General features: G+C 57.5%; 13 protein-coding genes. 12 read left to right on the top strand and 1 reads right to left on the bottom strand.

All coding sequences use genetic code 11. The features are described 5' to 3' along the window. The first annotated feature begins 851 nt into the window (after positions 1 to 851). The 4 genes from O0881_RS04520 to O0881_RS04505 all read left to right on the top strand — a co-directional run bounded on the left by O0881_RS04520 (position 852) and on the right by O0881_RS04505 (position 6,160). Entirely contained in the window at positions 852 to 1,100 is a 249-nt protein-coding gene (locus O0881_RS04520) for a hypothetical protein (protein ID WP_289910354.1), read from the top strand. Positions 1,101 to 1,682: 582 nt separating this feature from the next. Next, positions 1,683 to 3,464 carry a type I secretion system permease/ATPase gene (locus O0881_RS04515; protein WP_289910353.1) on the top strand — a complete coding sequence of 594 codons (1,782 nt, stop codon included), beginning with the start codon at positions 1,683 to 1,685 and terminating at the stop codon, positions 3,462 to 3,464. Positions 3,465 to 3,470: 6 nt separating this feature from the next. Next, positions 3,471 to 4,832, top strand: coding sequence for an HlyD family type I secretion periplasmic adaptor subunit (locus O0881_RS04510; protein WP_289910352.1), 1,362 nt, complete (start codon positions 3,471 to 3,473; stop codon positions 4,830 to 4,832). A 2-nt stretch (positions 4,833 to 4,834) separates the two neighbouring features. Next, a complete protein-coding gene (locus O0881_RS04505; RefSeq protein ID WP_289910351.1) occupies positions 4,835 to 6,160 on the top strand; it encodes a TolC family outer membrane protein in 1,326 nt (441 codons plus the stop codon). Positions 6,161 to 6,507: 347 nt separating this feature from the next. Here O0881_RS04505 and O0881_RS04500 read toward each other — a convergent pair whose 3' ends face one another. Next, complete coding sequence (locus O0881_RS04500; RefSeq protein WP_289910350.1) at positions 6,508 to 6,831, bottom strand: AlpA family transcriptional regulator; 324 nt, start codon at positions 6,829 to 6,831, stop codon at positions 6,508 to 6,510. Positions 6,832 to 7,227: 396 nt separating this feature from the next. Between O0881_RS04500 and O0881_RS04495 the strand changes: the two genes are divergently transcribed. The 8 genes from O0881_RS04495 (at position 7,228) to O0881_RS04460 (ending at position 12,833) form a co-directional block, all read left to right on the top strand. Further along, on the top strand, positions 7,228 to 8,178 hold the full coding sequence (locus O0881_RS04495) for a hypothetical protein (RefSeq protein ID WP_289910349.1): 951 nt from the start codon (positions 7,228 to 7,230) through the stop codon (positions 8,176 to 8,178). Next, complete coding sequence (locus tag O0881_RS29225) at positions 8,106 to 8,351, top strand: transposase domain-containing protein (protein WP_354670211.1); 246 nt, start codon at positions 8,106 to 8,108, stop codon at positions 8,349 to 8,351. The genes O0881_RS04495 and O0881_RS29225 overlap by 73 nt, the downstream gene beginning before the upstream one ends. A gap of 436 nt (positions 8,352 to 8,787) precedes the next feature. Continuing rightward, entirely contained in the window at positions 8,788 to 9,090 is a 303-nt protein-coding gene (gene kleE, locus O0881_RS04485; protein ID WP_289910348.1) for a KleE stable inheritance protein, read from the top strand. Further along, positions 9,087 to 10,034, top strand: a complete 948-nt coding sequence (locus tag O0881_RS04480; RefSeq protein WP_289910347.1) for a ParB/RepB/Spo0J family partition protein — start codon at positions 9,087 to 9,089, stop codon at positions 10,032 to 10,034. The genes kleE and O0881_RS04480 overlap by 4 nt, the downstream gene beginning before the upstream one ends. Positions 10,035 to 10,167: 133 nt before the next feature. Next, positions 10,168 to 10,497 carry a hypothetical protein gene (locus tag O0881_RS04475; protein WP_289910346.1) on the top strand — a complete coding sequence of 110 codons (330 nt, stop codon included), beginning with the start codon at positions 10,168 to 10,170 and terminating at the stop codon, positions 10,495 to 10,497. A 145-nt stretch (positions 10,498 to 10,642) separates the two neighbouring features. Further along, positions 10,643 to 11,008, top strand: a complete 366-nt coding sequence (locus O0881_RS04470; RefSeq protein ID WP_131375434.1) for a helix-turn-helix transcriptional regulator — start codon at positions 10,643 to 10,645, stop codon at positions 11,006 to 11,008. Between the two features lie 3 nt (positions 11,009 to 11,011). Continuing rightward, entirely contained in the window at positions 11,012 to 12,373 is a 1,362-nt protein-coding gene (locus tag O0881_RS04465; protein WP_289910345.1) for a type II toxin-antitoxin system HipA family toxin, read from the top strand. A gap of 115 nt (positions 12,374 to 12,488) precedes the next feature. Further along, a complete protein-coding gene (locus O0881_RS04460; RefSeq protein WP_289910344.1) occupies positions 12,489 to 12,833 on the top strand; it encodes a KfrB domain-containing protein in 345 nt (114 codons plus the stop codon). The last annotated feature ends 22 nt before the right edge of the window (positions 12,834 to 12,855 follow it).

The raw sequence follows: 12,855 nt of genomic DNA, 5'->3' as shown, positions 1-12,855 counted from the left end.
CTCTGGATTGACAATCGGGAGTCGAGTTCTATTACACGCCGAATTGACCCACTCCGTTTGACACACCTCGTTACCCTGAAAGCCAAGTGGCGCGGGCGCATGGTTTTCCAGGCCGCGTTGCAGCGGGTTAGCAAATTTCGCCAGGCCCGACCCCTGGTTGTGGCGATGACTATGCACTGGTCGGCGCTGTCGCCTTATCTGACCAATGGCCAATTGCCTTGAACTGCTTAATCCAACGTAGCGCGTTCTTCTTCGCACTCATGGCTTGGTAGTCGATCTGCGGGTCGTGATTGCGACCTTACGGTTCAGTAGCAGGAGGATCGAGCGGATCATCTTGTGGCCGATCGCGATAATCGCTTTGTTGAGGGATTTGCGCACCATCAGACTCTTGTACTTGGCGGCCAGCAGCCACAACAACGAAGGGTCGGGCCTGGAGGCATTTGAACTCGTCACGGGACCCAATCTCTTGAGAATCACAACACACACCAAACCTGAGAACACATTCCGGGGCAAATTCAGCAATGTGAGAATTGGAGAGTTTTCTCGAGAAAATAACACGTAACATTGTCAGCTTGACTAAAATTCCGGTTGGTTGCAAAAATTACTCAAGATATTAAAGTCGGTAAAAATTATAATTTGGTGTTTAAATTTTGATGAAAATATTGCGTGCAATGAGACTGTATAGGAGCAGATATCGGTCCGAGAATAGGACAAGCATAACTACCGTACTACTATGCCTTACTCTAATAGTTAGGAAATCGCTGATTAATTTTTTTCCGTAGCCCAGGTGTCGGCCAGCCAGCGGGCGAAAAAAGATGGCAGCAAGAGTTGCGGATTTTTGAAGCCGGGCAATGAGTTTTTCAGCCGAATTGATGCCGTATTTTGGGCCTTTCGGCGATCAGGACGCCGGTATTCTGGCGCGCGACATGGAATTTAGTACGGATGGTTCACTGCTCGCCGTAAAGGATGTGGATGAGACGATTCGTATTATTAATCCTAAAAATGGCGCCACCATCAGTATTTCATTAAAACCCCAGGCGCAAATGGCAGCCTTGCATCTGATTCAATACATTTCAATCCAAGTGTGGAATTATTCATAGCATGTCAGGAAAAGGCCAGTGGAGACGTCATTGCCCGAATATGGAATGCAAAAACGTGGGCAGTATTGCGGGATATCGTGGATCCGCTACCAATCAAACGCAGTCCATTGATACTTTTAAAAGCATCGCAATCTATCGAAATTCCATCTAGCCGAGATTTAGGTGATTGTTCATTCAGATGGGGCAGTCAAAATACCTGAGAGATTTTCTAGGCTAGGCTGCCTCATTTTTGGCGAGCTCAGATAGTATGATAGTGGCAGTGGTCATTGTGAATGCTACAGTGGTTTTTGTTAAGGTCTTCACAAACCTAATATTACCTCAAGAATCACAATGGCCGCCGCTCGAGATGCCATCTTAAACACCGATCCGGGCGAAGTCTTTATACACCATTATATCGGTTCCTCCTTTGGCACAGAAAGTTAATGCAGCTTTCAATTTGGTGCAGATGCTGTTCTCTTCCGCAACGGGCCGCTTGCCGCTTGCTTCGCTCACTCCCTCTACCTTTGATGTAGCATCAAGCTGGAAGCGTCCATTTCATTCACTCCTACTGACGCAGGTTTCACCGCGCACTTTGAAACAACAATGAAAAAAAGTCTCGATCCCAAGAACGAAATTCAAAAAGTGCTGATGTCATTTCGCAGCACCTTTTACACGGTGGGAGCATTCAGCGCGTTCAGTAATCTGCTGATGCTGGTGCCGTCCCTATACATGCTGCAGGTCTATGATCGCGTGCTAGGCAGCCGCAATGAGATTACGCTGATGATGTTGACGCTGATGATGCTAGGCGCGTATGCGGTGATGGCCGGGCTGGAACTGATTCGCAGCTTTGTGCTCGTTCGCGTCGGTGCCAAGTTCGATATGCAACTGAACAAGCGCGTTTACACGGCCGCTTTTGAGCAGAACCTGAAGGCCTTCGGCGGCAATGCCGGCCAGTCTTTGATGGACTTGACCAATATTCGCCAGTTCTTGACTGGCAACGCCTTGTTCGCATTCTTTGACGCGCCATGGTTCCCGATTTATCTGATCGTGATCTTCTTCTTTGAGCCGAGCTTGGGCTTCTTTGCGCTGGGTGGCACCATTGTGCTGGTCGTGCTGGCGGTGGTCAATGAACGCGTGACGCGCAAGCCGCTGGCCGAGGCTAACAGCATGGCGATTGCCGCGAGTAGCCTGGCGACCAACAACCTGCGCAACGCCGAAGTGATCGAGGCGATGGGCATGCTGCCGAACCTGCTGAACCGCTGGTTCAAAATGCACGGCAAGTTCTTGCACCTTCAGGCCGAAGCCAGCGAGAAGGCATCGACGATTGGCTCGATGACGAAGTTCGTGCAGACCTCGCTGCAGTCGCTGGTGCTGGGATTCGGTGCATTGCTGGTGCTGGAAAACAAAATTACCCCTGGAATGATGATTGCCGCATCCATCCTGGTCGGGCGCGCTTTGGCGCCGGTGCAGCAGGTGATCGGCGTATGGAAGAGCTGGAGCAGCACCCGCAGCGCCTACGAGCGTTTGAACGGTCTGTTGAGCGCCAACCCAGTACGCGACGCGGGCATGGCTTTGCCTAAGCCACAAGGGCACCTCTCGGTGGAAGGTGTGACCGCCGCCCCGCCTGGCGTGGCGACGCCGGTGCTTAAGAGTTTGAACTTTGCGATTCAGTCGGGTGACGTGCTCGGGGTGATCGGACCTAGCGGCTCGGGCAAATCGACTTTAGCTCGCCTGCTGATCGGCGTGTGGCCGGCGGTGATGGGCAAGGTTCGACTTGACGGCGCCGATATTTATCAGTGGAACAAGGGTGAACTCGGCCCCAACGTCGGTTACCTGCCACAGGATATTGAACTGTTTAGCGGCACCATCAGCGAGAATATCGCTCGCTTCGGCGAAGTCGATGCGGAGAAAGTTGTTCTGGCGGCCAAGCGCGCCGGTGTGCACGAGCTGATCCTGCACTTCCAGAAAGGCTATGACACGCCGCTCGGTGTCGGTGGCGTGGGCTTGTCCGGCGGACAGAAACAGCGCCTCGGCCTGGCACGCGCCATGTACGGCGATCCTTCGCTGATCGTGCTCGACGAGCCTAACTCGAATCTGGACGATGTCGGTGAGTTGGCCTTGGTCCAGGCAGTGAGCGATCTGCGTCGGCGGGGAAAAACCATCGTGCTGATTACGCATCGCACCAGCACCATATCGATCACCAACAAACTGCTGTTGTTGCGCGATGGCGTACTGACAAAGTTTGGCCCGACCAACCAAGTGCTAGCGGCGTTGCGCGAGCCAAACCAGAAGCACCTTGGAGCGCAGCAGGCTGTGCATCAAAGTGCGGCGAATCAGGACCGGACGGCTGCGAGCACTTCTCCGGCTGCAGCGGAACAGGAGTAATAAAAAGTGAACAACATTAAGAAACGATCGGAAGCGGCTGCGGAAATCGTTACCCACGACGTCATTCCACTGACCGTCAATACCGATGCGAGCAATTACGTGCGGGTTGGCTGGATTATCATTCTGGTCGGTATTTTAGGCTTCGTCACGTGGGCCATGCTGGCGCCGCTCGACAAGGGGGTGCCGATGCAAGGCTATGTGGCGAAGGAAACTAATCGCAAGACCGTGCAGTATCTTTCCGGCGGTACAGTGCAGGATATTCTAGTAAAGGATGGTGACATCGTTAAGGCTGGCCAGGTGTTGGTCCGGATGAACGACGTGCAGGTTAAATCCATCGAACAGGTTACGCGTACGCAGTACTTCACGGCCCGTACCACCGAAGCCCGCTTAATGGCCGAACTGAGCGGCGCCAAGACGATCGCTTTCCCGAAGGAGTTGGAAGGCTTTAAAGGCGACCCGCGCCTCAAGGAAAACGTCGAGTTGCAGAGTCAGCTATTCAGCTCGCGCCAGATGGCACTGCAGAGCGAGCTGGCTGCCGCGCAGGAAAATATCGCCGGGCTCAATGCGCAGGCGCAAGGCCTAGACGAGTCGCTCACGAGCAAGAAAGTGCAACTGGGTATCATCATGGAACAGATGGAAAATAGTCGCGACCTGGCAAAGGATGGCTATATTCCACGCAGCCGTTTGTTGGAACTGGAACGTACCTACGCCCAGATCGGTGGTGCCATATCTGAAGATGTCGGCAATATCGCCCGTGCGCGCCGCCAAGTAGCGGAATTGAAGCTGCGCAGTGATCAACGGGTCCAGGAGTATCAGAAGGAAGTACGTACCCTGTTGACGGATGTCCAGAAGGAAGCCGAAGCGCTGGCCAGCCGTTTGACCGCGCAAACCTATGACGCGGGCAATGTCGAGGTGAAGGCACCTGTCGCTGGCGTTATTGTTGGCAGCAATGTCTTTACACGCGGCGGCGTCGTCGGCCCTGGCGCGAAGATGATGGAGATCGTGCCGGCGGACGATGCACTTGTGGTGGAAGGCCAATTGCCGGTGCACCTGGTCGACAAGATCCATGTCGGCCTGCCGGTCGAGCTGATCTTCTCGGCGTTCAACGCCAATAAGACGCCGCATTTTCCGGGTGTCGTCACCGATGTTGCCGCTGACCGCACGGTGGATGAGCGAACTGGCGCGGCGACGTACAAGGTCCGCGCACGTGTCTCACCTGCAGGCGCGAAGATCATTGCCAACCAAAATCTGGCAATTGTGTCAGGTATGCCGGTCGAGTTGTTCGTCAAGACGGGCGAGCGCACAATGATGAGCTACCTGCTGAAGCCGGTGATGGACCGCGCGAAGACCTCGATGACGGAGGAATAAGCGTGGCTCTGACTCTGAAAAAAGCAGCCCTCATGGTTGGCGCTGCCTTGCTGCTGCATGGCGGTACTGTATCCGCACTGGGCCTGATGCAGGCTTACGACGCCGCAGTCAAGAACGACCCGGTATACCGCGCCGCGTTTTATTCCGCCGAAAGCGGTAAAGAAAGCCGCGCCCTGGGACGTTCGAACTTGTTGCCCAACGTTGCCGCAAGCTATTCCGCCAGTAGGGCGGACAGTACGATCACTGTCGGCTCGCGCTCCATTCCGCGGGACTATATCTCGCGATCGACTGTGATACAGGTACGCCAACCGCTGTTCAATATGGACTCTTGGGCGCGCTACAAGCAAGGCATTGCCCAAAGCGAGTACAGCGCCGCGCAGTTCGACAGCCAGACCCAGGAAGTGATCCTGCGCGTGACCAGCGCCTATTTTGAGGTGCTGTTAAAGATCGACCAGTTGGCCCTGGCCAAGGTCGAACGCGACACTTACGCCGAGCAAAAGAACGTCAACGAGCAGCTGTTCCGCAAGGGCGAGGGTACCCGTACCGACGTGCTGGAAACCGAGGCCAGGCTGGATTTGTCAGAAGCGCAGTTGCTGGAAGCGCAGGACGCGCTGACGCAGGCGAAAGATACGCTGGCCGGCACCATCGGTGTTGACGAGGTTGATGCTCTCGATCAGCTGCGGCCCGGGTTCCGCGTGCTACCGGGCGATACGCTCAGTTTCGACGCCTGGAAGAAGATTGCGCTCGAGCGTAACCCTGACATCAAAACTGCAAGCCTTGCCATTGAGATCGCGAGCCAGGAAGTGAACAAGGCGCGCGCAGGCCACGCGCCGCGTTTGGAGTTTGTCGCCGTCTATCAGAAGAGCGCCTCGGAGACGACCACCACGATTGGCCAGGATACGACCACGCGCAGCGTTGGTATTCAGCTCAACGTGCCATTGTATTCAGGCGGATCGGTCAACGCGACCTCGCGGCAGGCTGTGGCTAATCGCGAGAAGGCCAGGGCAGACTTGGAAGGGCAGCAAGACAAGGTCGCGGTCGAGTTGCGCAAGGATTACAACCAGGTGGCCAGCAGCATCCCGCGTATCAACGCCTTGATCAAGGCGGTCGATTCGGCGCAGCTGCTGATCACGGCGACCGAGCAGAGTATCAAGGGCGGAGTGCGGATCAATTTGGATCTGCTGAACGCCCGGCGCCAGCTCTATACGGCGCAGAGGGACCTGGCACAGGGGCGCTACGGCTACATGCTGGCTTCTCTGCGCATGCGCGCGGCGGCCGGTATCTTGTCGGCCGAAGACGTGCGCTTGCTGGCGGCGCACTTCCAGTAATCGTGGCGGGGGCGCGATGCCCCCCGTTTTCGGCGGTTTAACTTGAACGTGCTGATAACCTGTGCTCACTCATGGAGCAATCAAGCCAGTGAATACTCCAATTTGAAGCGTTGTACCGCCAGCGCTTCATTGACGAGCAACGATCAACACTGCCCAGACCCGCGCAGGACTATATCATTGATTTTCCAGCAATTGTACGAGCTTGCTCCTTAACTTGGGTGGATTGCCCTCCCCCGATGGCGCGACGATCTTTTCGATTAATGTGGCTTGCTGATGCAGACACGGACTTGTTTTTGCGCCAGCGGCACACCTACTGTCGCGCGATGGGATGTTTGTACGGGACATCCTTACGCAGGCTGACGCCTGGTGCGCGTGTTTAAACCAGTCGCTGTCACTGTTTTCATGGACGTCGCCTGTATTGCAACCGGGACAGGATGCCGTGCGGCAACGCACGCCTGCATCCAGTGCAAGATTTCACTCTTTAGCCAGGCCGATGAGCGGCCTTTGAGTTTTACAGGGGCAGGGAAGGTGCCATCCTTGATGCCTTCATAAACGCTGCTGCGCGATTTCCCGCAGGTGGCCAGCACTTCAGCCAAGCGGATGAAGCGCTCTTCATTGAGAGTTGGTGCTGCTGGTGGCTTTGGGGTGGAAGGAAATGTGACTTGGGTCATCGTACGCTCCTTTTGCTCCTTTTGCTCCTCAGCGAGTGAGACAGGTTCGGTGCCAGCATGGCGGCAAAGACTCTGATCCGATCGTTGAGGTCGTATCGCCAATGGCGGTCTGTCGACATTGCATTACAATCATTATTCCGAAAATACGCAGTCAGTATCTATGGCGCATACGTCCAATGCAACTGGAATCGGACGGGTATATCGACTAGATCAAAGGTGTTTGCAAGTGCTGCTGCCACAGGGGCATTTGATGGTCGGTGCAGTTTTAGCGGCTAAAAATAGGTGCACAAAGGTATTTCTAAAATCTAAAAAATGCGTAGCACCGCGAACCGTATGCCTCCGGAAATAGGCTTTCAACGACAGTAGCAGCGGCCTACGTTTTTATATCGGCTAACTATGTTTAAAAAAATTCTTCGTGCGGCAGTTAAAAATGTGAAGCGCTTTTTTGGCGTTTGGCTCGTCACTTTGATTGCCAACCAATTGTTAATATTCGGCGCCTGTTTCGCTCCGCATTGTCTTGCTGCAGCCGTGCCTCATACCTTGGCAATTGCGCTTCTCATCAATCTCTTCGGGTTCAGGCAGGATAGAAGTGTTAGCCATTCGGCAAGCGCTCCTGCTGGGTCGAACGCGAGAATGACGGCCGACCTAAAGAAGACGTTCGGATCGTCGCATTCTGTGCAGCGCGAACAACTAAAACACCGTGCCCGTCTCCCCGCCATTCTAGCGATGATATCGATTGGAGTTATTGGCGCTCTTCTTCTGGTTGCATCTGACTCGCCCTGGAAGTCCGATTCGACGTCGATTGCGGCGTTTGAAACTGCGGGAGAGAAGGTAACAAGTACGGAAGATCCTCATGAGCGTTTGCAGTCGGAGGAATTGCATGCGGAAAGCAGGCATTACGATGCAAGGCAGGCTGAGGTACAAAATCACCCTATTAGTCATCCCCTGGAAGAGGAGAATGGCGATGAATTCGATGTCAACGACATTCAAAGGTATGAACGAGTAACGAAAAAGAAATACCTCGGTACTACCGTCTACAACAGGGATCAATTAGACGTCATAGAAAATTTTCCTAGCGTGAAAGATGTCGGATCAGGTGTAAATGCTGCTCGAATGCAAGCGAGCAAGATCGAGAATCAACCTGAACAGCGAGCAATGTTGCAACAGGCTTACGAATGCTCAAACTCTGCCGGCAAGGTTGGCGTTGGCACTGGAAGACTTTCCCAGGCAAGGGAGTATTCATCGTTCCTTAAAAGAGAAGTTCGTGCAGGGGAATTCGTTCTATTCAAATATCAAGGCTCCGGAAAAGAATACTGGTTCAAGGTTTCAAGCTGCACGCAACTCTGAGCGATGACATTCTGTCTGCAAGAGAACGCCTGCTGCTGGATCGGCACGGCGAATCTGAAGGTGTCGACCCCGAAGCCTGGTTACGCCATTTGCTGGCACACATCGCCGATTATCCCTTCAACCGGATTGATGAATTCGTGTCTTGGAGTTGGAACCCGCCAGCAGCCTTCTGAGAGGACGCTACTTCCCAGCGGTGTAATGCTAGTTTTTGCTGGCGCGCGGCAGGAGTCGCTGCAGGGCTGGGGGGGGGGATAGACAGATCCAGATCCGATCTCGTCGTTGGATCCGGCAACTATGATATTGCACATCAGGAGTCTGGCAGAGACCCAGACCTCTAATACGACCCTTCGGTTTCTCATCTTTCATGAGCTATGGATCAGAAGAGTCTAAGCTACTGGTGGCGACTCAGTGGATCAATGTAGCGTGCATGCTTACGTGTTCTGTCCCCGAAGACTGCGTTCCATCCGTTTTAGCTGCTAAAAATTACGCTGATGGCAGTATCAGTCATTGTTCTGGATCAAAGTCGTCGACAGCATGCGGAGCGACGATAGCCTTTGCCGGCATGTCAGTTGCATTGGGGCAGCGCAGTTGGCGGGAGGGAGAAAAAGCATGGCAGACATCATTCAGTTTCCACCGGTACCAAGCAAGGAGAAAGCGCCACCGCTGCCGGCCGCGCTTGTTCCGCCGCCGGGCCGAACCAGCCTGCGCTCCATCTTGTGGGTCATCGTCACACTATGCTGGCCAGTGCTGCGCTTCATCATGGTGTGTGATGTGCTGTTCCAGTTGCTGCGCGCGCTGGTGTTGTGGGATACGCCTGGCGCGCATGCCGGATGGACCTTGCTGCTGCACTATGGTTTCTTCTGCTACCTGACCTGGTTCGTGGCGTATGGCAAGCCGGACCAGGCGCGATGAAGAAGGCATCCGCGCCGCCAGGCGCCGCCAGCGGCCGCGCGCCGGAGGGCAGGCCGCTGGCGCTGCCGCTTGAACATATCGACGAAGACCCGCTGCAGCCACGCTCGGCCGAGAATCCGGGCTTTACGGCGAACAGCCTGGCCGAACTCGCCGCCTCGATCCGCCTGCGCGGCATCAAGACGCCGATCTCCGTGCGCCATCATCCCGAACGGCCCGGCCGCTACATCATCAATCACGGCGCGCGCCGCTATCGCGCATCGCGGCTGGTACAGCTGGCGACCATCCCCGGCTTTATCGACGACGACTACAGCGAGACCGACCAGGTGGTGGAAAACCTGCAGCGCAACGAGCTGACGGCGCGCGAGATCGCCAATTACATCGGCCGCGAACTGTCGAAGGGGCTGAAGCGTGGCCAGATCGCCAGCAACATCAGCAAGTCCGCCGCCTTCGTGACGCAGCATGCGGCCCTGCTGGACTTGCCGGAACCGATCGCCCTGGCGTTCAACGAGGGAAGGGTGCGCGACGTGACGACCGTGAATGAACTGGTGACGGCCTACAAGTCGCACCCGGGCGAGGTCGCGGCCTGGCTGCGCGAGGGCGAGCCGGAGATCACGCGCAGCGCCGTCAAGCTGCTGCGCGCATTTCTCGGGGCGAAGTTTGGCGAGGAGGAAGCGGTTACCCCCGGTAGCGGCGACGCCACAGCCGTGGCATCGGCTGCCGGTCCGCCGGCATCTCCGCAGGCCACTCCTGTCGCGCAGGCTGGCGCCAGCCGCTGGCGCTGCACCGGCCTCCTAGTGCGCCATGGCCAGGGCGAAGGCGTGCTGGTGCTGGGGCGCCGGCCTGGCGGGGACGGGCTGGCCTGGCTGCGGCGCGCCGATGGCGTCGAAGTGGAGGTGGCACTCGCCGGGCTTGTGCCGCTCAGGCTGCTCGGTGCCGGGGATTGACGCAACCATGCCCTATGGCGCGTGTCGCGCGGATCAGGGCTGGTGCTACACTTTGCCTCTTGCGCGTTCCTGCAGCTGCCGCCAGCGTGTCTCGAAGTGCAGACGGAACCGTCCAATTATTTGCCACATGACCATGAATGACTTGTTCACCTACATCGGTGCCATTTTCAAGCTGCCTAGCCAGGCCGTGATCGAGCGGCGCGACGTCGCGCAATCCTCCTGGCAGGAGGACGGCTTCGAAGTACGGCAGGAAGTGGCGACCTATTATTTCAGCAATGGCGTGGTGGTGCGGCGCACGTCCGAGGAAGACAGCTTTCCATCGCAGGCGGCCTGCGCGGAGTGCTGGATCACCTATGAAGTGCCATCGAACGGGCAGGCGCCGGTCGAGGTGCTGCCAGCGGTCAGGCGCTTTGACAGTCGCTGCCGCGAAGCATTCTGGCTGAAATTCCACAGCGCTAACTGAGCCACTGGATTACTGGCCGTGCCGCCCAGCAATCAATTGGAACTCCGGAAATACAGTTTATGGGCTGTAAAATGGAATTACAGTCTGGTTCTTGTAATTGCGTTTCACAGTTCCTATACTGTAAATACACACCCCAGGACACGCCATGGACTATCCGATCCGATCTTTGCAGCAGTTGCGGCCGATTCTCGTCGGCTTCCGCAAGCAGGCTGGCCTGTCGCAGCAGGCACTGGCGGAGCAGCTGGGCATCACGCAGCAAAGTTATGCGCAGATCGAAGCCAATCCTGCTTCCACCAGCGTCGAGCGCCTGTACACGGTGCTGCGGCTGTTGGGGGCCGAACTGCTGCTCTCGCCAGCCGGGCAGCCATCCCCGGATGCCGCCATCGCGCAGGTGGCAACCGATGCGGGGCCGCCGACTGCCCGCCTCGCGCGCCAGCGTGCGCCCGGTCCCGCACGGCCGGAAGCGCCGGCAAGGCAGGAACCTCCACCATCGGCCAGGGAGCGCTGGTGAGCCATGGGCCGGCGAGCGTATGCGCAGCGCCTCAACCTGTGGCTGAACGGCACGCCGGTCGCCTACTGGGATGCGTTCGCTGGCACCTCTGCGCTGACCTACTTTGACGCCTGGATCGAGGATGAGGCCGGGCGGCCGCTGTCGCTGTCGATGCCTTTCAAGCCGCAGGGCAGCTCCTATCGCGGCCCGCTGGTGCAGAATTATTTCGACAACCTGCTGCCTGACAGCGAACCGATCCGCCGCCGCATGGCCCAGCACTTCCAGACCGGCGGCATCGCGCCGTACCAGCTCCTCGCTGCGGCAGGGCGTGACTGCGTCGGCGCCATCCAGCTATTGCCGCCCGGCGAGGTTCCCACGGACCTGTTTAGCATCACGGGCGAGGCGCTCGACGAGGCTGGCGTGGCGAGGATACTGCGCAACACGGTCGCGGAAGCCCCGTTCGGGCATACTGGCAAAGAGCCGGACCTGCGCCTGTCGATTGCAGGCGCGCAGGAAAAGACGGCCTTGCTATGGCATCGCGGCCAGTGGCATCGTCCCACCGGTAGCACGCCGACGACGCACATACTGAAGCTGCCCATGGGGCTGGTGGGCAATATGCGGGCGGACATGCGCACCTCGGTGGAAAACGAATGGCTGTGTTCGCAGATCATGCACGCGTTCGGACTGCCCACGGCGCCATGCCGCATCGCCACTTTCGAGGACCTGAAGACGCTGGTGGTGGAGCGCTTCGACCGCAGGCTGTCTGGCGACGGCAGTTGGATCGTCCGGCTGCCGCAGGAGGATTTTTGCCAGGCGACCGGTACGCCGCCCCTGCACAAGTATCAGGCAGATGGCGGGCCGGGCATCTGCCGCATCATGGATATCCTGCTGGGCTCTGCACAGGCCGAGGCAGACCGCCGCCGCTTCTTCAAGACCCAGCTGGTGTTCTGGCTGCTGGCAGCGACCGATGGCCACGCGAAGAACTTCAGCATTTTCCATTTGCCGCACAGCCGTTTCCAGTTGACGCCGCTCTACGACGTGCTGTCCGCCCATCCCATCATCGGCCCCGGCGCACACCAGCTGCCGCGCCAGAATGCCCGGCTGGCGATGGCCGTGCGCGGCGCCAGCAACCATTACCATCTGGAACAGATCCAGCGGCGCCACTGGCTGAGCCAGGCCCGCCAGGCCAGTTTCGGCGCGGCCGCGGCGCAGGACGTGATGGACGAGGTGCTAGGGCATGCCGATGCGGTGGTGGCCGCCATGTATGGCTTGCTGCCACCCGGCTTTCCCGCTGATCTTGCCGATGCGATCCTGCAGGGCATATCGCGCCAGGCGCGGCGGATCAGGGACATGCCGGATGGCGAAGCAGGCGCCGGGCCAGTTTGATGTGTACCACATCGCAGGCATTTAGCTGCCCGGCGGCAAGTATCGCGTCTTAAAATGGCCCATCGCCGAACGATTCGGCCGCTGTCACGTCCTACCGATAAACAGGAGCGTATTGATGAAGCAAAGAGTCTTGGTCATGAACGGGCAGCGCCTGCTGCAAAACGAGCAGGGCGGACAGTGGGCCACCAGCAAGGTGGACAAGGCCGGGGCGATCAAGCCCGGCATCTACGATATTTATCTTGCGGGTGACGCCGACAAGGCCAAGACGTATGCCGGCGTCATCGTGCACGCCGATGGCGCCAGCGTGTATCAGCAGGTCGGCAAGACATTGATCAAGCACGCCGCCGGCGATTTCGCTAAAGTACCTGGGACGGGTATCGATACCAGTGTCAGCTACGAGGACGGCCAGGCGCACTGCAGCAGCGCAAGCGTCAAACAGGGACGCAAGCTGAGCCGGTAGAGCACTGCCTGCAGACACCGGA

This window comes from Janthinobacterium sp. SUN100, from assembly GCF_030397705.1.
Classification (GTDB): Bacteria; Pseudomonadota; Gammaproteobacteria; order Burkholderiales; family Burkholderiaceae_D; genus Janthinobacterium; species Janthinobacterium kumbetense.
This window is presented reverse-complemented; position numbering and strand designations above follow the sequence as displayed.

Bases quoted from the DNA above. Each gene is read 5' to 3' on its own strand.
- O0881_RS04520 (WP_289910354.1), top strand. From the start codon at position 852: ATGAGTTTTTCAGCCGAATTGATGCCGTATTTTGGGCCTTTCGGCGAT.
- O0881_RS04515 (WP_289910353.1), top strand. From the start codon at position 1,683: ATGAAAAAAAGTCTCGATCCCAAGAACGAAATTCAAAAAGTGCTGATG.
- O0881_RS04500 (WP_289910350.1), bottom strand. From the start codon at position 6,831: ATGACCCAAGTCACATTTCCTTCCACCCCAAAGCCACCAGCAGCACCA.
- O0881_RS04495 (WP_289910349.1), top strand. From the start codon at position 7,228: ATGTTTAAAAAAATTCTTCGTGCGGCAGTTAAAAATGTGAAGCGCTTT.
- kleE (WP_289910348.1), top strand. From the start codon at position 8,788: ATGGCAGACATCATTCAGTTTCCACCGGTACCAAGCAAGGAGAAAGCG.
- O0881_RS04480 (WP_289910347.1), top strand. From the start codon at position 9,087: ATGAAGAAGGCATCCGCGCCGCCAGGCGCCGCCAGCGGCCGCGCGCCG.
- O0881_RS04475 (WP_289910346.1), top strand. From the start codon at position 10,168: ATGAATGACTTGTTCACCTACATCGGTGCCATTTTCAAGCTGCCTAGC.
- O0881_RS04470 (WP_131375434.1), top strand. From the start codon at position 10,643: ATGGACTATCCGATCCGATCTTTGCAGCAGTTGCGGCCGATTCTCGTC.
- O0881_RS04465 (WP_289910345.1), top strand. From the start codon at position 11,012: ATGGGCCGGCGAGCGTATGCGCAGCGCCTCAACCTGTGGCTGAACGGC.
- O0881_RS04460 (WP_289910344.1), top strand. From the start codon at position 12,489: ATGAAGCAAAGAGTCTTGGTCATGAACGGGCAGCGCCTGCTGCAAAAC.